A 19022-nucleotide genomic window follows, 5' to 3' on the forward strand; every position below is an offset into this window, starting at 1 on the left:
ATATCCCACCCAAGCGCCGGATAAGCTCTACTTCTACGCCCTGAAAACCGCGGCAAAGTCCCTCGCCTGATCACACAGCGCAAGGGACCGCCGATGTACTTTCCAATTGATGCCCCAATCCTTGGGGCAACCTCTTGAATGCCGCCATTGGCTTTATGGGCCTGACGGCCATGGACCCAAAGACGCGGGACGTCGAAGCCGTGCTCGCCCACTTCCGACAATGCCTGAAGGAGGTGGAGCAGGTCTTCAAGGTGGGCGATGAAGTGGCGCTGGTGCGGGAAAAATCCGCGCCCAAGACGGCGCGGGTCAAGCATGAGGCCGTCGACGATGTACCGTCCTGCGCCAAAACCCCCAACGGCCAGGCCAGTGCCCACGCCGACAAAACCGCGACCCACGGCTGCCCGGTCTCCATGGTCACCGGCGAGGAACTGCTGACCCTGACCGATGGCGAGCTGGACGGCGTGCTGCCGTTGGCCTGGACGCGCCTGTATCGCACCAGCGCCGTGGAGGTGGATCGCGGGCTGGGGTTTGGCTGGAGCCACCCGTTGGCGCAGCGGCTGGTGGTGGTCGATGAGACTGTGGTGTGGACGGACCATGAGAACCGCAGCACCACCTTTCCCCTGCCCACCACTGCCCGGCCGGCTATCAGCAATAGCCTGGCCGAGGCGGCGATTTATCTGGGAGCAGCGTCGGATGAACTGATGTTGGCTCAAGGGGCACGGTTCTACCACTTTCAGAACGGTGTGCTGACGGCGATCAGCGATGCGTATGACAACCGCCTGCACATTGCCCGCGATGGGCTCGGGCGGATTCAACGCCTGGATAACGGCGCTGGCCGGGCGTTGCTGTTGCGTTATGACCGGGCGCATATCGTGGCGGTGGACTACCAGGTGTTTCGTGTTGAAAGCGAAACGGATGACACCTGGGTTACCGAGCAAAACGTCGTTTCCTACCGTTATGACGAGCACTGGCGTCTGGTTGAGGCGACCAATGCCGTCGGAGAAAGCGAACGTTATCAGTACGACAGCCTGGCAGTGATCACTGAACGGCAGTTGGCGGGTGGGGCGAGTTTCTTCTGGGCGTGGGAGCGGTCTGGCAAAGCAGCAAGGTGTGTCCGGCATTGGGCCAGTTTTGCGCAGATGGATACGCGTTATGTCTGGGATGACAACGGTCGCGTCACCCTGCTTAACGCCGATGGCAGCCAGGAAATCTATGTGCATGACCAACGCGCACGGCTGGTGCAGCGGGTTGATCCGGATGGCGGCGAGCATTTCAAATCCTACGACGCACAGGGCCGGCTGACGGTTGAGCAAGACCCACTGGGCGCGATCACCGCCTACCAGTACGACAAGGCTGGGCGCTTGGTTGCGCTGTTTCCTGGGGATGACACGCCTACCTCCTACGAACATGAGCATGGCTTCGTACGGGTTATGCGCCGGGGTGAGGCGGTCTGGAAATACCAGCGTAATGATCAGGGCGATATCACACGCCAAACGGATCCGGACGGCAATGTCACCGAGTACAGCTATGACAAACGGGGCCGACTGACGCAGGTCTGGTACCCGGACCACAGCTGTCAGCGCCTGACGTGGAACGCTCTTGGGCAACTGATTGGGGAACAACTGCCTAATGGCGGTGTGCGGCGTTATCGCTATGACGACCTGGGCCGGCAGGTTGCCCGTGAAGATGAGCACGGTGCCCAGACCCAGTATCACTGGGACGCCGTGGGCCGGCTGGTCAAGGTGGCCTTGCCCGGCGGCGCCACCCGCGAATTGAGCTACAACCCCTACGGAAAAATCACCGCCGAGCGCGATGAACTGGGGCGCGTGACCCGCTATGAATATGCCGATGGCCTGCACCTGATCAGCCGCCGCATCAACCCCGATGGTTCCCAACTCAAGTACCGCTACGACAACGCCCGCCTGCTGCTGACTGAAGTCGAAAACGAGGCTGGTGAGCTGTATCAACTGGAGTACCACGCCAACGGCCTGCTCCAGCAGGAAACCGGCTTCGACGGCAAACGCACCGCCTACGCCTACGACCTCAACGGCCACCTGCAGGAAAAAACCGAATTTGGCGATGATGACCGTCAGCGGATTACCGCCTACCAGCGCGATAACGCCGGCCGCCTCATCAGAAAAACCCTGCCCGATGACAGCACCGTGGATTACACCTACGACCGCCTCGGCAATCTCCTCAGCGTCGATGACGGCCACTGGCCGCTGCACTACGAATATGACGCACAAAACCGCCTGAGCGCCGAACACCAGGGCTGGGGCACCTTGCGTTATGGCTACGACAGCTGCGGTCAACTCGAAACCCTGCGCCTGCCGGACAACAACCGTCTGACCTTCAACCACGACAAGGGCGGCCACCTGGCCACCGTCGACCTGAATGGCCAGACACTCACCTCGCACCTGTTCAGGTCAGGCCGCGAATACCATCGCCAGCAGGGCCTGCTGCTGAGCCATTACCACTACGACGACCAGGGCCGGCTGAGCCAGCACGAACACCTGCACGGCCTTCGCCACTACACCTATGACAAAAGCGGCAACCTGACCCGCCTGCGCGACACCCGCAAGGGCCAGCACGACTACCACTACGACCCCCTCGACCGCCTGACCCGCGCCGACCATTCCCAGGCCCCCACCGAACGCTTCGCCCACGACCCGGCGGGCAACCTGCAGATGCAAGACCGCCCAGGCCCCGGAATCGTCGTTGGCAACCGCCTGTTGCTACAAGGCGATCGGCATTACGACTACGACGCCTTCGCCAATCTCATACGTGAACGCCGTGGCCGCGCGCAGCAACGGGTGACCGAATACCGCTACGACTGCCAGCACCGCCTGATCGGCATCACCCAGCCTGATGGCAGCCAGGTCAGCTATCGCTATGACCCGTTTGGGCGGCGCATCAGCAAAACAGTGGCCGGCAAAACCACCGAGTTTTTCTGGCAAGGCGACAAAGTCATCGCCGAGCACACCCACGGCCAGCACCGCAGCTACCTGTACGAGCCCGATAGCTTCAGGCCGTTGGCCTTGTTGCAAGGTTTTGGTCCGGCCAATACAAAGGCCTTCCACTACCAACTCGACCATCTGGGCACGCCGCAGGAGCTGACAAACCCCGAGGGCAGAATCGTCTGGTCAGCGCACTACCAGGCCTACGGGAAAATCATCCAGCTGGACGTGAGCGAGGTCGACAATCCGCTGCGCTTCCAGGGCCAGTACTTCGACCGGGAAAGCGGGCTGCACTACAACCGCCATCGCTACTACAATCCGGACAATGGCCGCTACCTGACACCCGACCCGGCGAAGTTGGCGGGTGGGCTGAACGGGTATTTGTATGTGCCCAGCCCGACGGGGTGGGTGGATCCGTTGGGGTTGAATGCGTGTCCTGGTGAAAAAATGTAAGCCTGAGACTAACGGCCAAAACCCATCAGCAAAAACAAAGATGGACGACGGAGTTCCCTCTCCACCGACTCCCGCAACGACAAAACAATATCTTTATCGGGGAGACTCCAGGCATCCAGATGAAACTTTCGAAAATGGATTCAAGAGCCGAGGAAAAAGTACGGGACGACTCTTGCTTGAATACGACCGAAACACGTCCACGTTCTTTATAACCTTTCTCGAGCAAACAAAAAAACAGAGACCATCGTGATAAAAACGCGACAAATAGTTCGCAACACCCTGTTCTGAAGCAACAACTTCAATAGGTGCGCGGGGCTATAAAAGACTCAATGAGCCCCAACTTCAAGGGTGATTATCAAATCGCCATCACCGGCAAGCCGGCTCCTGCGGGGCAGCAAGTAGCCTGTGACGGCCTTTCAAACCGAGCGCACCCATCCCTGCAACGACCGCACCCGATTACGCCCACTGCTCTTGGCCTCATACAAAGCCTGATCCGCATCACTCAGCCAACTGGTCGCATCACTATGCGACGGTTGATACGGCGCCAGGCCAATGCTCAGGCTCGCGCGCAAGGTGGGGTCCTGGGCATAGCCCAGGGAACTGAAGCGGTCGCGCAGGGCGTCCATTACTTCGGTGGCGCGCCCCAGGGGCATGTCCGGCAGGATCACACAGAATTCGTCGCCACCGTAGCGCCCGGCCAGGTCAGTGGCGCGTAGGTTCTGACGCAGGATCTTGCTCAGTTGACGCAGCACGATGTCGCCCGTGACGTGGCCGTAGGTGTCGTTGATGACCTTGAAATGGTCGATATCGATCAGGGCAATCGCCGCGCCCTGCTGTCCGCCCCGGCAACGGGCGAATTCGATTTCCAGATGGTCTTTCCAGGCGCCGTGGTTGAGCAGCCCGGACAAGCTGTCGGTTCGGCTTAAGGCAAGCAGCTCGCGCTTGTGCCGGGCCAGGGTAATGGCCTGGCGATAACAGATCCACCCCAGCGCCAGCGGATAGAACGTCAGGATCGGCAAGCAGGCGTAGAGTTGGACGGGCGTGGTCAGGGCGATATAGGCCGGGGCGAATAGCAGCAGCGCCACCCCGATGCCCAAGGCCTGGGCCATCCAGCCCATCAGCATGAAACGGGGCCCGCCGATGGCAACGTTGTTCATGGTCATCATCGACAGCGTGGTGACGCTGGGCAGCGGGTTGAAGTGCATGGCGCCGACCCAGAAGCCGCCACAAAACGAGTCCACCAACAGGTGGCGGCGTTCGGTGCGCAGGGAGTTTTCGCAGCGGCGCGAGAGTTGGTAGGCCAGGTGCGGCCAGGCGAAGGCGTTGATCAGCATCCAGGCCCAGACCCAGCCAGGAGGGTCCAGCGGGTACATGCCAGCCAATACACAGACAAACCCGAGCGCCAGCCCCAGGCTCCGGGATTTGTACAGGCGTCTGGCGAGCGGAAGTCCTTTTCCTCCTGCGGCTGGCATGAGCTGGCTGATCCTGGATGAATGCTGGAAGTCTATCAGGGTAACGGCAAATAGCCACTACCGCTCAGAGGCTTATGCCCCACGCCCATCACCTTGCCAAACCCTTGACGCCAGGGGCCTAGCTGGAGAACCCGCGGGCCAACAACAGCGCCACAGCCAGCAGCAACACTGCCGTGACCTTCTGCAATAGCACGCGCTTGCGCGGCGACTCCAGCACATGCTTGATCCGCTGGCCGAAGTAGCAGTACAGGCAACCGCTGGCAAACTGCAGGATCAGGAACGTCAGGCCGAGGATGGCAATGTCGCCAGTGGCACTGTCTTCGCCCACGGCGGCAAACTGCGGGAACACCGTGCTGAACAGGATGATCGCCTTGGGGTTGGACAACCCGGTCAGCAAGCCCTTGCCGAACAGGCCACGGGGCGTCTCTGGCCCCTGGCCGGTGGTGTTGATCTGTACACCGCTGCTGGTCCACTGCTTGTAGGCCAGGTAGAGGATGTAGGCCACGCCCACCAGTTGGATGCCTTGGGTAATCAGCGGGTAACCCCTGATCAACTCGCAAAAGCCCACCGCAAAGATCAGGATCGAGACCAGGTACGACACACTGGCGCCGAACTGTGCCGGCAAGGAGTGGCGCAAGCCGTCCTTGAGCCCCAGGCTCAGCAGCAGCAAAGTCATGGGGCCCGGGCTGAAGGCCAGGGTGCCGCACAGCACCAGGAAATACAGGAAAGACGACAGCGTCAGGGCGGTGACCATAGTGGGTAGTTTCACAACGGGGAGGAATATTGCGCAGTCTAGGGCGCGGATTCGGCAGCGGGCAGGTAAACTCTGCGGTTATTCATGCAGGCTTTACCGGTAAAGTGACCGGCAAACTTCAGGACCTTGCGATGCCCCTTCCGCAGATACGCTTCCATGACCAAGGCCCCAAGGTCCAGCAGATCGTCGACGCCTATGCCCGCGCCATTGAGCAAGGCGAACTGGCCGCCGGCAGCAAACTCCCGTCGGTACGTGAATTAGGCGCGCAACTGGGCGTCGGGAAATTTACGGTCAATGAAGCCCTCGACCGCCTGCGCGGCCAACATCTGCTGACCTCGCGCCAGGGCCGTGGGCACTTTGTCGCCCAGCGCCAGGCACAGCCGTCGTCCAGCAGTTGGGTCGAGCTGCTGCCCCAGGATTTGCTCAGCGTGCTGCGCCGGCCGATGCTGACCGGCCAGGGCGAACTGCGCCCCGGTGGCGGTCACCTGCCCGAAGACTGGCTCGATTCCGAGGCCATGCGCCAGGCCATGCGCAGTGTGGTGCGGGCCCCTTCCCTGCGCGTCGCTGGCATGGGTACACCGGCGGGTTTCCTGCCGCTGCGCCAGGCCCTGCAACAAAAACTCCAGGGCGATGGCCTGGCGGTTTCGCTGGAGCAGATCATCACCACGCCCAGCACCCTGCAGGGGTTGGACATGTTGATGCGTTTGCTGGCCCGCCCCGGCGATACGGTACTGCTGGATGCGCCCTGCTACTTCAACTTCCACGCCAATCTGGCGTTGCACGGGGTCAAGGTGGTGACGCTGCCACGGGGCCCGGACGGTTTCAACTTGGCGGCCCTGGAGCAACTGCTGCTCGAAGAGCGACCCAGCCTGTATTTGACCACGGGTATTTTGCACAACCCCACCGGTCATTCCTTCAGCGCGGCCCAGGCCTTTGGGCTGCTGCAACTGATGCGTCAATATCACTGCCATATCATTGAGGACGACCTCTACGGCGACTTGCATCCCAACCCACCGCCACGTCTGGCGGCACTCGCCGGCCTGGACCAGGTGACCTACCTGTCGGGTTTCTCGAAAACCCTCAGCGCCAACACCCGGGTCAGCTATGTGGTGGCCGCGCCGCAACTGGCAGCCAACCTGACCAATATGAAGTTGATGAGCGGTGGCGTGACCTCGGAGCTGTTCGAACAACTGGTCTACCGCCTGCTCAGTGAAGGCAGTTATGCCCGACACCGCAAGCGCATGGTCCAACGCTTGCTGGAAGCCGGCGCCCGGGTGGAACAGTGGCTACGCCGCTGTGGCTGTGAGTTGCCCATGGGGTATGAAGCGGGGATGTTCATCTGGGCGCGCCTGCCGGCCGGGGTCAAGGGTGAGCAACTGGCCGAGGCCGGGCTCAAGCGCGGCATGGTGTTGGCGCCGGGAGCGCTGTTTGGGTATGAGCCAGGGATGGGGGAATTTATGCGCTTCAATGTGGCCCATTGTGATGACCCACGGGTATGGACTGCGATCGAGCAATTGTTGCGCTGAGCCAATGTGGGAGCGGGCTTGCTCGCGAAGGCGGCCGGTCAGCCAGTGCATTTATCGACTGATACTCCACATTCGCGAGCAAGCCCGCTCCCACAGTCGCGGCCATTGAGTGCACACAAAAACGCAACACTGTGGCGCTTCGAATGTGATGGTCGCTGCTGCCCAGGGTTTATATAGTCCAGACCAACAGCCACCCGCCATGAGCCCCAAGGCCCATCACCAGGAAGCGCTCAATGACCGATCTTCATGACCTCACGGCCGCGCAATTACTCGCACAGTTCGCCAGCCGCCAACTCTCCCCCATCGACTACTACGACCACCTGCTGACTCACATCGACCGCTGGGAGCCGAAGATCCGTGCCCTGTATGCCTTCGATCCGCAGCAGGTGCGCCGGCAGGCCCAGGCCTCCACAGAACGCTGGAACAAAGGCCAGCCCAATGGCGTACTGGATGGCGTACCCGTGACCATCAAGGAGCTGGTGGCCACCGAGGGTACGCCGATCCCCCTCGGCAGCGCCGCCACCCGCCTGACCCCGGCACTCAGGGACGCCCCCCCTGCGGCGCGGATGCGTGAAGCCGGGGCGATTGTCCTGGCCAAGACCACGGTCCCGGATTTCGGCATGCTCTCCTCCGGCCTGTCGAGCTTCCATGGCATCACCCGCAACCCATGGAACACCGCCAACAACACCGGCGGCTCCAGCTCCGGCGCGGCGGCGGCGGCAGCGGCCGGTTACGGGCCGCTGCATATCGGCACTGATATCGGCGGCTCGGTACGCCTGCCTGCCGCCTGGTGCGGCCTGGTGGGTTTCAAGCCGACCCTGGGGCGCATCCCGATTGACCCTTACTACACCGGCCGCACTGCCGGGCCCATGACCCGCACGGTCGACGACTGCGTATTGATGATGCAGCACCTGGCCCGCCCCGATGCCCGCGACGCCACCAGCCTGCCACCGCTGACCGGCGAGTGGAGCGACCAGCCGCTATCGGTCAAGGGCCTGCGCGTTGGTTTGATGCTCGAGCCCGGTGCCGGACTGCAGCCGGAAGGATTCGTCTGTGAGGCCGTCGAACAAGCTGCACGCCTGTTCGAAGCCCATGGCGCCAAGGTCACGCTGATTCCGCCGATCATGGACCGCACCCTGCTCGACGGCCTCGACCACTTCTGGCGCGCCCGGCAATGGGGCGACTTGTCAGCCTTGAGCAGCGAGCAATTCGATAGAGTCTTGCCGTATATCCGCGACTGGGCCGCGCCCGGTGCCGATATCAGTGGTGTACAGGCGGTGCAGGGTTTCAACCAGACCTTCGAGATGCGCCGTCGCGCCGCCCAGGCCTTGAGCGACCTGGATCTGATTCTGTCACCCACCAACCAGGTCAACGCATTCCCTGCGCAATGGCCATCACCGAGCAATGATCCGCAACGACCGTTCGAACACATCGTGTTCACTGTGCCCTGGAACATGGGCGAGCAACCGGCGCTGTCGATCAACTGTGGTTTTGCTGCCGACGGCATGCCCATCGGCCTGCAGATGATCGCCCCGCGCTTTGCCGATATCTGGCTGCTGCAAATCGCAAAGACCTACGAGAGCTGGCGTGGCGCAATCCACCAATGGCCGAACCCGAACTGACCTTGACGCTGCACTGAACTGCCCACCCACACGCCCTTTCCCTGGCCACAAGGCCTTGGCCTGGACGACCTATAACTAAAAAACCGAGGGGCTGGTATGCACACTGAACAATTGACCCGCGAGGGGCCCGAACACACACCCGAAACGCCGTCGCCGGACGCCGGCCGCAAGAGTATCTTCGCCGTGGTGCTGGGCAATGCAGTGGAGTTTTTCGACTTTGGGGTCTACGCGACATTCGCGGTGATGATCGGTCACACCTTTTTCCCATCCGACAGCGCCTTCGTCAGCCTGATGCTGTCGGTCACCGCCTTTGGCATCGGCTTTATCGTGCGGCCCTTGGGCGCGGTGCTGATTGGCGCCTACGCCGACCGCGTGGGGCGCAAACCGGCGATGTTGCTGACCCTGGTGATGATGGCCGTGGGCACCGGCAGTATCGCGATACTGCCCGGCTACGAGACCATCGGGATTGCCGCGCCGATCCTGCTGGTGGTGACGCGCATGATCCAGGGCCTGGCGTGGGGCGGTGAAGCCGGCCCCGCCACCACCTACATCCTCGAAGCCGCGCCGCCGCACAAACGCGGGACCTACGCCTGCTGGCAGGTGGTGGCCCAGGGCGTCGCCGCCATGGCCGCCGGGCTGGTGGGTTATACCCTGACCAAAGTGATGTCCCCCGAAGACCTCAACAGTTGGGGCTGGCGCGTGCCGTTCGTGTTTGGCCTGCTGGTGTTGCCGATTGGTATCTATATCCGCCGCAACCTGGCCGAGACGTTCCACGGCCAGGGCGAAACCACCAGCACCGGCGATCTGGTGCGCGAAGTCTGCGGCAAGCATCGGCGGGCGCTGGTCCTGGGTTTGCTGATCCTTTCGGGCAGCACCATCACCCAGTACTTCCTCAACTACATGACCACCTTTGCCCTGACTGAACTGAAGTTGCCCACCAGTATCTCCATGCTCTCGACCCTGGTGGCCGGCGCGGCCATGGCGGTGTGCGCCGTGGCCGGCGGCATGTTGTGCGACCGTTTCGGGCGCCGCGCCATTCTGATGACGCCACGGGTGGTGCTGTTGCTGATCCTGTTCCCGGCCTTGCAATTGATGACCGAACACCCCAGCCCGTCGACCTTCCTCCTGACCCTGGCGGTGCTATCGGGCCTGCATGGCATGAGCGGCGCGGCGTTGATCGTGCTGTTGGTGGAGAGTTTTCCCAAGTCCGTGCGCTCCACGGGTTTTTCCATCGTCTACGCCTTTGGTGTGGCGGCCTTTGGCGGTACCGCGCAGATCATCATCACCTGGCTGATCGGCACCACGGGCGACCCGATGTCACCGGTGTGGTACCTGCTGATCGCCAACCTGGTGTGCCTCACCGCCGCCTGGTTCGCCAAGGAAACCCGGCCTGTGCTGCCCGGCACCCCGGCCCGCGAAACCCGGCTCACAGAAGCCCCGGTTCGCTGAACAGCGCGGATGCCCCTCATGCAGGGGGCCCGACATAACGCTCGTCTTATCTTTTTTGTGTGGGGATTGACCATGTATCCACGCCTTTTCCTGGTCGCCACCCTGGCGACCGGCACCCAGGCTTATGCTCAAGAAAACGCCCAGGCCAGTGCCCCAGGCTTTATCGAAGGCAGCAGCCTGGACCTGAACCTGCGTCACTATTATTCCAACCAGCACACCCAACGCAGCACCTACCTGAGCATCAAGAAACCCGGCGGCATCGAACGCACCCGCGTGCGTGAAACCTGGGTGCAGACCGCCATGCTCAAATACAGCTCCGGCTACACCCAGGGGGTGATTGGCGTGGGGGTGGATGTCGGGGTGTTCAGCGCGGTCAACCTGCAGCGTGGGCATGGCAAGGTGGCCAATGGTGGCGACCGCGTGCTGGTGGACAGCGACGGCGATGCGGTCCCGACCTGGAGCCGGCTGGGGGTGGGCGATGTGCGGTTGCGCCTGTCCAACACCGAACTCAAGGCTGGCCGCCTGATGACCGAAAACCCGATCCTGCGCTACAAGGACAACCGCGCCCTGCCCGCAAGCTTCCAGGGGGTGGGCCTGTACAGCAACGAACTGGACTGGCTGTCGATCCAGGGCGGCAGCTTCGACCGGGCCATCCCGCGCACCGGGACCGGCGCCGAGCGCCTGACCACCACCTTCGGCAACCGCGCCTACAGCGGCGCGCGCATCAGTTACCTGGGCGCCACGCTCAAGCCGGGCTACGGCCTGGAAGCCAGCCTCTACGGCTCACGCTTCGAGGACATGTGGGACCAGTACTACCTGGGGCTGAGCCATCGCATCGGCGACAAAAACACCGTCGCCCTCAAGACCGCCCTGCACTACTACCATACCCAGGACTCCGGCCAGCAGCGCCTGGGTTACATCGACAACGACGCCGCCAGCCTGGCCGTCACCGCCAACCACCAGGCCCATAGCCTGACCCTCGCCTGGCAACAGGTGTCCGGCAACGAGTACTTCGATTATGTGTGGGAGTCCACCGGCAACTACATGGCCAACTCGCTGTACTCGGACTACAACGGCCCCAACGAAAAATCCTGGCAACTGCGCTACGACATCGACCTGGCTGCCTACGGCGTGCCCGGCCTGACTGCCAGCCTGTGGCACGCCAAGGGCTGGGGCATCGACGGCACGCACTACGAGGGCGACCGCAACGGTCGCAACACCGGCTACAACGTGCGCGGCCTGGACAATGCCAAGCACAACGAAAACGGCCTGATGCTGGCCTATGTAGTGCAATCCGGGAAGCTGAAAAACTCGGTCCTGCGCACCATCGTCTACAACCATCGTGCCAGCGGCGGCCAGATCGATGGCAGCTACGACGAATTCAGGATCGTCGGCAACTTTCCTATCAACCTGTTCTGACCCAACCCCGCCGGCACCAGTCAATGCCGACGGAAAATATTCAGACTTCTTACACCCTGCATGAGACTGCTCCGGCATTGGCTCAGCGCCGCACTTGGTAAAAAGCCTGTCCCTATGGACGGTTACCCAGGAACGCGGATGAAACCTTTGAAAGCAACAGCGCTTTGCGTCATCAGTGGATGGTTGACGCTCTTGAGTACACCCGCTCATACCGCGCCGCCGGGCATCGACTGGCTGGTAGATTGCCCGCGCCTGCCCGGGCGGGCCCTTGACCAGGAGGTGGTTGCCCGCACCCAATGCGGCATCGTCACCGTGCCACAGGACCACCAGGCACCGAACGCACGCACGTTGCGCCTGACCATCACCCGCGTCGGGGCCCGCCAGCCCCTGGAACGCCGGGGCGTGATCTTCGCCCGCCCAGCCACCGCACAAGCAGATTTGCGCGGGGTGTTCGCGGTGCATCTGGCGACCGTGTGGAAGTACTACAACAATGAGGCGTACCGCACGCTGATACGCTTCTACGATGTGATTGAGCTAAGCCCGCGCAATGGGACAGACCACGACCAATCGGCCTGGGACATGGAGTTCGTGCGCCAGCAACTGGGTGAGCAACGGATCAGCTTCCTGGGTATCGCCCAGGGCAACCTGCTCGGTGCCGGCTACGCCCAGTTGTTTGCCGAGCGCGTCGAACGCATGGTGCTGATCCAGCCCGACAGCGCCACCGTCCAGGCATCCGAACCACTGCCAGCTACCCTGCGACTCAAGGGCCCTTATCTGCAAAGCACAACCACGGATGCCAGCCAGTGCGTCAATCGCTGGGCTGGCACCTATCTGGCCCATGGACGGCAGCCGCCGCCATCGACCGACTGCCTGGACGACTAATCCACCAGCGCGCAACGCTGCATGGCGCTGGCCAGCATCTCCTGGCACTTGAGCACCGCCACTGAGCGCGGCCGGTTGCGGTACCCGCATAGGTCGATGCGAATCCGCCCCAAGTGTTCATCGGCAATCGGTACCGCCACCAGGCCATCGCCCAGGTCACGGGCGTCGGCATCCACCTGGGGCAGGATCAACACCGCCGCCCGTTGCCGGGCCAGGCTTTTCTGCACTTCCAGGGAACTGGTAGTGAATACCGGCTGGATCGTCACCCCACGCTTTTTCGCCGCGGCCTCCAGCGCCTGGCGCACGCCGTACGCCGAATCGGGGATGGCCAGGGGTTGGCCTTCAAGCTCGTGCAACTCAATGCTGTCGCGCTGGGCAAAGGGATGTTCGGCGCTGACCAGCACCCGGTGCCACAACTCGCATTGCGCGAAGACCTCGACATCGGCCCGCTCCTGCAGATAGAACGCCAGGCCCAGGTCGGCCTCGCCGCTGCACAGGGCATCCAGCGTGGCCGAGGCGCTGGCGATCACAATATTGAACGTGACCTTGGGGTGCGCGCGGTAGAACGCCGCGAGCACCGGCGCCAGTACCGTGGAAACGATACTTTCTGACACATGGATACTGATGTTACCGGCCACCTGGCTTTGCCGGCTGGCGATCACATCGCGCACCTGATCGAGGCCACGCAAGGTACTGGTCACCTGCTCAGCCAGGCACTCGCCCTCCACCGTCAGGCGGATGCCACGCGGGCCGCGCTCAATCAGGGCGGCCCCAAAGAAGTGTTCCAGGTGTTCGATCTGCCGGCTGACGGCAGTGGGCGTGACATACAAACGCTCGGCCGCCTTACGCAACGAGGCGCAGCGCGCCACCTCGTGAAAATACCGCAAGGCTCGTAATTGCATGGTCGGGTGCTCCTGCACAAAGACTGGACCGGAAAGGCACGCAATTACTGCGCCAGGCTCCACCTGCCTACCTCCTACATAGGGTCGCATTTCACACACCGATTTGCGGTTGTCACACTACAATGTCCCTCCACCCACCCCGGAGCCAACATGGACATCGAACTGGCACGCACTTTCCTGGAAATCACCCGCTGCGGCAGCCTGGCCGCAGCAGCCGAGAAACTGCACGTCACCCAGACCGCCATCACTGCCCGGGTGCAAAAACTCGAAAGCCAGCTCGACAGCACGCTGTTTGTGCGCAACCGCGCCGGGGCGCGGTTGACTGCCGATGGCGAGGCGTTCGTGGTGTATGCCAATCAGTTGGTGCAGACCTGGGAAGCCGCGCGCCGCGACCTGCCGTTACCCGAGGGCTATCGCAATGTGTTGCATATCGGCGGTGAAGTCAGCCTGTGCAACCCATTGATGCTCGGCTGGGCCAAGGCCTTGCGCGAGCATATCCCCAGCCATGCCCTGCGCACCGAAGTGCGTGACGGTGATTACCTGTTGCGCCAACTGGAACTGGGGGTGCTGGACGCCGCACTGGTGTTCCAGCCGCAGTACTGGCCGGGGTTGCAGGTGGAGCAGGTGCTGGAGGAAAAACTGATCCTGGTACGCCTGGCCGCCCGCCCCGATCCCTATGTGTATATCGACTGGGGCCCAGGCTTTCGCCAGCAACACGACGCCGCCCTGCCGGACAAGGCCCGCGCCGCCGTGAGCTTCAACCTGGGGCCGCTGGCCCTGCAGTACATCCTGGAGAACGGCGGCAGCGGCTACTTCCGCACGCGGGTGGTGCAGAGCTACCTGGAAAGCGGGGTGATGGAGCGTGTGCCCAAGGCCCCGGAGTTCAGTTTCCCGACTTACCTGGTGTATTCGCGCGAACGCGATTCGGCGATCCTGCAACAGGCCCTGGTGCTGCTGCGCGAGGTGGTCAAGGCCGAGAGCGATTGGTCACAGCGCTGGGATCCGGTGCTTTGAGCCGATGCCCATGTTAGCCTCCTGATGTTTTCTCCTGGTCCCACCTGCCGATGAACAAGAAAAAATCCGTCACCATCAGCGACATCGCCAAACGGGTCAACATGACCACTATCACGGTGTCCCGGGCGTTGAGCAAACCCGATCTGGTCAAGCCCGCCACCCTGGCGCGGATCCTCGAAGTGGCACGTGAGCTGGACTACGTGCCAAACACCTTCGCCCGTGGGCTCAAGCGCAGCGAGAGCCTGATCATCGGGGTGATCACGGCGTCGGTGGACAACCCGTTCTACAGCGAAATGATCAAGGCGATTTCCCGCGAGGCGAAAAAGCACGGCTACACCATCATGCTGGTAGACACCGACGAGCTGGAAGAATTGGAAAGCAAGGCCGTGGACACCTTGCTGGGCTATCGCGTGGCGGGGATTATCCTGTCGCCGGTCTCCGACGAGCCGCACTACCAACCTGGTTACCTGGAACGCCTGGGCAATGGCAAGACCCCGGTGGTGCTGCTCGACCGCACGATCCACGACAGCCCGTTCAGCCGCGTGGTGCTGGACAACTACCACAGCGGGATCGAGGCCGCACAGTACCTGTTGCGCCAGAACCCGGCGCTCAAGCGCCTGCTGGTGCTGACCGGGCCTGAACATTCGCGTATCACCGTGGAGCGTCTCAAGGGCCTGCGCGAAGTGCTGGCCGCCCATCCCCAGGTGCAGGTCCAAGTGTGTGCCGGCGACTACACCTTGATGCCCTCCTACCTGCACACCCTCGACTACCTGGCCGCCCACGCCACACCGGATGCAATCATGGGCTTCAACCAATTGATCACCCTCGGCGCCCTGCGTGCCTTGCGCATGCACAACATCCCCCACGACAGCCTGACCATCTGTGGCATCGACCGCCTGCCCTTTGCCGATATCTTCGGCGTGCCGATTGCCTGTGTGGCCCACGATGCGTCGCTGGCCGGCAGCAGTGCGGTACGCCTGTTGCTCGACCGCCTGCAAGACCCTTACAAGCCCCGGGACAAGGTGGTGATTGCCGGTAAGCTGGAGAATGGCTAGCGGCTGGTGTAGCCACCATCGATTGGCAGGCTGACCCCGCTGATCATGCTCGCCGCCTCGCTCAACAGGAACAGCACCGGCAACGCCACTTCCCGGGGTTGTGCAAAGCGCCCCAGGGGAATCGCCGCCAGGGCCGGGTCGCGCTTGGCCGGATCGGACCAGGCCTGTTGCGCCATGGGGGTCAGGGTCACGGTAGGGTTGACGCTGTTGACCCGAATCCCGAAACGCCCCCATTCGGCACATTGCACGCGGGTAATCGCATCCAGGGCGGCCTTGGAGGCGCAATAGCCGAGGTGGTCGTCCAGCGCCACCAGCGCGGCCTGGCTGGAGACGTTGACGATACTGCCGGCGATACCTGTCGCGATCATCGCCGCCCCCACCCGGCTGGCGACTTGCGCGGCAGCACGGGCATTGACGTTCATCACGTGGTCAAAGGCTGCGCTGCTGATCGCCGCTGCCGGTTCCAGGCGCGAAATCCCGGCGCAATTGACCAGGCCGTGCATCGCCGGCAAGCCCTTGAGGGCCAGATCCAGTGCGGTGCTGTTGGCGATGTCCAGGCACAGGGTTTCACAGCCCAGTTGGGACAGGGCATTGGCGTCACGGCCAATGGCGAACACCTGGGCGCCGCTGGCGATCAGTTGCAGGGCGATTTCCCGGCCAATGCCGCTGGTGGCGCCGGTGACAAGGATGCGCTGCTGGGTGAAGTCAAAGGTGGTCATGGCGATATTCCCTGGAACAATAAAGGTCCCCTGTAGGAGCCGGCTTACCGGCGATAGCGGTACAGCAGTCACAGATGCAGGAACTGACAGGCCGCGATCACCGACAAGCCGGCGCCTACAGGTCGTCAGGTTTTTTGCAGGCTGTGCATCACCGGCTTGAGCGCCGGATACAGCGTCAGGTAATCGGCAAAAGCGCGGTCATACGCCTGCACATGTTCAGCCACAGGTTGGGCCCGCAGCTCCAGTTGCACCCACCCCTGCTCCATCTGCCCCTCATCCACCAGCCCCGCCGTATGCGCCGCCAACAACGCCGCCCCCAGTGCCGCCTCCACTTCCTGGACGATGGTGTACACCGGGTAGCGGGTCACATCCGCAATGATCTGCATCCACAAATCCGAATGGCTCGCCCCGCCCACCACGATCAACCGCGGGTCCAGGGAATGGGCGCCGCGCATGCCCGCCTCAATGTTGTGCCGCAGGGCGAAACTCACCCCTTCGAGCACCGCGCGGTACAGATGGATACGGCTGTGATACAGGTTCAGGCCGACAAAACTGCCGCTGGCCTGGTCATCCCACACCGGGCTGCGCTCGCCCATCAGGTAGGGCAGGAACAACACCCCGTCACTGCCCGCCGGGATCTTGCGCGCACTCTGTTCCAGCAGCCACAGGCTGTCCTGGCCGGTGTCGTTGGCCTGCTGTTCCTCGGCCTGGCAAAACTGCTCGCGAAACCAGCTGACCGAGGCGCCAGCGGTAATCGCGCCGCCGAAGATATACAGGTCCTGCTGGCCGTTATAGACATGGGGCATGCTCACCAGGCCATGCCGGGCATCCACCTGTTGGTTGAGGTAGCCCCAGCACATGCTGGTGCCGATCATCGCCACGTGGTTGCCCGGCCGGGTGACGCCGGCCGCCAGGGTTGCCATGGCCGCATCGACGCCACCGGCCAGCACCGGCATGCCCACCGGCAACCCCAGGCGCCGGGCCCATTCCGGCAGCAGGCCACCCACCACGTCGCCCGAATACAGCAGGCGTTCGGGCATCATCGCCAACGGGATATCCAGCGCCGCCAGCATCTCGGCAGACCAGTTGCGACGCGCCACGTCGTAGACCCCGCCGATATTGCCGGCGCTGCTGTGATCTACCGCCACCTCACCGGTCAGGCAGTAGTTGATATAGCTGTTGGGCGGCAGCAGATAGCGGGTGCCGGCCCAAACCTGGGGTTGGTGCTGCTTGAGCCAGAGCATCTTGGTAAAGCCGTAGTAGCTGTCCACCGAGTTACCGGTGACCTCGAATAGGCGCTCCAGGTCGACATGCTCGCGTACCCAGGCCACCTGTTCGCCGGCGCGGCGGTCCATCCAGATCAGGCACGGGTGCAATGGCTTGATCGCGGCATCCACGGCAATTCCCGAGCCGCCATACAGGCTGCTGATGCACAGCGCCTTGACGTGTGCCGGGGCGATGGCGGCCTTGGCCATGCATTGGCTTACGCAGGCCTCGACCGCGTCCAGCCAGACCTGCGGCCACTGCTCGGCCCAGCGCACTTTCGGCGTATCCACGCGATAGCCCTGGCTGTGCTGGGCGATGATCCGACCCGCGCCATCCACCAGCAGCGCCTTGGTGCTTTGGGTGCCTATATCCACGCCCATTACGTAATGCATGATCATTGCCCCGGCTTGAGCAGCACCTTGATCGACTTCACCGAGTTGGCCAGGTCGAACGCTTCGGCCCAGTCATCCAGGGGGAAGTCATGGGTGACGATGCCCTTGGACGTCACCAGGCCGCGCTCGAACAGGTCGATGGCCACCGGGTAGCAATACGGCCCCAGGTGAGCGCCGCGTACATCCAGCTCCTTGCGGTCGCCGATGATCGACCAGTCAGCGCTGGTCTCGGCACCGAACACGCTGAACTCGACAAAGCGCCCCAGCTTGCGGATCAGATCCAGCCCCTGGGTCACACCGGCGGGTACACCCGTGGTCTCGATATACACGTCGCAGCCGTAGTGGTCGGTCAGGCCATTGATGATGGCGCGGGCGTTGTCCCGGGAGGGGTTGATCACGACATCGGCGCCGTATTTTTTCGCCAGCTCCAGGCGCTCGTCGACCATGTCGATCACCACCAGTTTTTTCGGGGTTTTCAGCGCGGCCACCTGGACCATGCACAGGCCCAGGGTACCGGCACCGGCGATCACCACCACGTCATCGAGTTGCAGGTCGCCACGGTTGACCGTATGGATCGCGCAGGCCATCGGCTCGATCAACGCCGAATCTTCCAGGGACACCGACTCGGGAATCTTGTGCACGATGGCGGTCTTGGGGATGCGCATGTACTGGGCCATGCCGCCTTCGGCCACTTCACGCTGGAAACCGAAGATGTTGTGCACCTCGCACATCCAGTACTTGCCGGACTTGCAGAAACGGCACTTGCCGCAAGGCACGATCTGCTCGGCGATCACCTTGTCACCGACCTTGACCTCGAAGTGCTCCTCGGCGCCCGCGCCGACTTGCTCCACGTAACCGAAAAACTCATGCCCCGGCACCACCGGTGCCTTGACCCATGGGTTGTCGCCGCCCCAGAACATCGCCGCCCCAGAGTGGCATTTGCAGTCACTGGCGCAGATCCCGCAGGCCGCAATGCGGATCACCAGTTCGTTGGGCCGCGCCAGGGGTTTGCCGATGCGCTCCAGGCGGTAGTCTTTCGGGCCGTGGCAGACGACGGCTTGCATGTGGGTGTGCTTATCCATGAGGTACTGACCTTTATTGAAGATGAGAGAGCCCGTCGCGGCCACGGCGGCCGCGTTG

14 protein-coding genes are annotated in these 19022 nt (G+C 62.9%); 8 read left to right on the plus strand and 6 right to left on the minus strand.

Annotated elements, in window-relative coordinates; genetic code table 11:
* Positions 1-134 precede the first annotated feature (134 nt).
* Positions 135-3410, plus strand: coding sequence for an RHS repeat-associated core domain-containing protein (locus HZ99_RS06625; protein WP_235205570.1), 3276 nt, complete (start codon positions 135-137; stop codon positions 3408-3410).
* 416 nt (positions 3411-3826) lie between these two features.
* On the opposite strand, the gene HZ99_RS06630 is transcribed toward HZ99_RS06625, so the two are convergent.
* Both HZ99_RS06630 and HZ99_RS06635 read right to left on the minus strand, forming a co-directional pair.
* Positions 3827-4882 (minus strand): diguanylate cyclase, encoded by a 1056-nt coding sequence (locus HZ99_RS06630; protein WP_038441936.1) that lies wholly within the window; start codon positions 4880-4882, stop codon positions 3827-3829.
* A gap of 118 nt (positions 4883-5000) precedes the next feature.
* Positions 5001-5636: a LysE family translocator gene (locus HZ99_RS06635; RefSeq protein WP_038441937.1), complete on the minus strand. Its 636-nt coding sequence runs from the start codon at positions 5634-5636 to the stop codon at positions 5001-5003.
* A 131-nt stretch (positions 5637-5767) separates the two neighbouring features.
* On the opposite strand from HZ99_RS06635, the gene HZ99_RS06640 reads away from it, so the two are divergent.
* The 5 genes from HZ99_RS06640 (at position 5768) to HZ99_RS06660 (ending at position 12534) form a co-directional block, all read left to right on the plus strand.
* Positions 5768-7162, plus strand: coding sequence for a PLP-dependent aminotransferase family protein (locus HZ99_RS06640; RefSeq protein ID WP_038441938.1), 1395 nt, complete (start codon positions 5768-5770; stop codon positions 7160-7162).
* A 233-nt stretch (positions 7163-7395) separates the two neighbouring features.
* Positions 7396-8784, plus strand: coding sequence for an amidase (locus HZ99_RS06645; RefSeq protein WP_038441939.1), 1389 nt, complete (start codon positions 7396-7398; stop codon positions 8782-8784).
* A 96-nt stretch (positions 8785-8880) separates the two neighbouring features.
* On the plus strand, positions 8881-10233 hold the full coding sequence (locus HZ99_RS06650) for a citrate-proton symporter (protein WP_038441940.1): 1353 nt from the start codon (positions 8881-8883) through the stop codon (positions 10231-10233).
* 72 nt (positions 10234-10305) lie between these two features.
* The gene (locus HZ99_RS06655; RefSeq protein WP_038441941.1) at positions 10306-11652 is read left to right on the plus strand and encodes an OprD family outer membrane porin; all 1347 of its coding nucleotides are present in this window, start codon (positions 10306-10308) and stop codon (positions 11650-11652) included.
* Positions 11653-11844: 192 nt separating this feature from the next.
* On the plus strand, positions 11845-12534 hold the full coding sequence (locus HZ99_RS06660) for an alpha/beta fold hydrolase (RefSeq protein WP_144243159.1): 690 nt from the start codon (positions 11845-11847) through the stop codon (positions 12532-12534).
* On the opposite strand, the gene HZ99_RS06665 is transcribed toward HZ99_RS06660, so the two are convergent.
* Positions 12531-13436: a LysR family transcriptional regulator gene (locus HZ99_RS06665; RefSeq protein ID WP_038441943.1), complete on the minus strand. Its 906-nt coding sequence runs from the start codon at positions 13434-13436 to the stop codon at positions 12531-12533. The two genes, HZ99_RS06660 and HZ99_RS06665, sit on opposite strands and share 4 nt — an antisense overlap.
* Positions 13437-13586: 150 nt before the next feature.
* On the opposite strand from HZ99_RS06665, the gene HZ99_RS06670 reads away from it, so the two are divergent.
* Both HZ99_RS06670 and HZ99_RS06675 read left to right on the plus strand, forming a co-directional pair.
* Positions 13587-14450: a LysR family transcriptional regulator gene (locus HZ99_RS06670; protein ID WP_038441944.1), complete on the plus strand. Its 864-nt coding sequence runs from the start codon at positions 13587-13589 to the stop codon at positions 14448-14450.
* 50 nt (positions 14451-14500) lie between these two features.
* On the plus strand, positions 14501-15505 hold the full coding sequence (locus HZ99_RS06675; RefSeq protein WP_038441945.1) for a LacI family DNA-binding transcriptional regulator: 1005 nt from the start codon (positions 14501-14503) through the stop codon (positions 15503-15505).
* Here HZ99_RS06675 and HZ99_RS06680 read toward each other — a convergent pair.
* The 3 genes from HZ99_RS06680 to HZ99_RS06690 all read right to left on the minus strand — a co-directional run bounded on the left by HZ99_RS06680 (position 15502) and on the right by HZ99_RS06690 (position 18964).
* Complete coding sequence (locus HZ99_RS06680; RefSeq protein ID WP_038441946.1) at positions 15502-16224, minus strand: SDR family oxidoreductase; 723 nt, start codon at positions 16222-16224, stop codon at positions 15502-15504. The genes HZ99_RS06675 and HZ99_RS06680 overlap by 4 nt on opposite strands.
* A gap of 125 nt (positions 16225-16349) precedes the next feature.
* Complete coding sequence (locus HZ99_RS06685) at positions 16350-17882, minus strand: FGGY-family carbohydrate kinase (RefSeq protein ID WP_038447967.1); 1533 nt, start codon at positions 17880-17882, stop codon at positions 16350-16352.
* Between the two features lie 2 nt (positions 17883-17884).
* Positions 17885-18964 carry an alcohol dehydrogenase catalytic domain-containing protein gene (locus HZ99_RS06690; RefSeq protein WP_038441947.1) on the minus strand — a complete coding sequence of 360 codons (1080 nt, stop codon included), beginning with the start codon at positions 18962-18964 and terminating at the stop codon, positions 17885-17887.
* Between the last annotated feature and the right edge of the window lie 58 nt (positions 18965-19022).

Origin of the sequence: Pseudomonas fluorescens (genome assembly GCF_000730425.1) — a bacterium.
Lineage (GTDB): Bacteria > Pseudomonadota > Gammaproteobacteria > Pseudomonadales > Pseudomonadaceae > Aquipseudomonas > Aquipseudomonas fluorescens_X.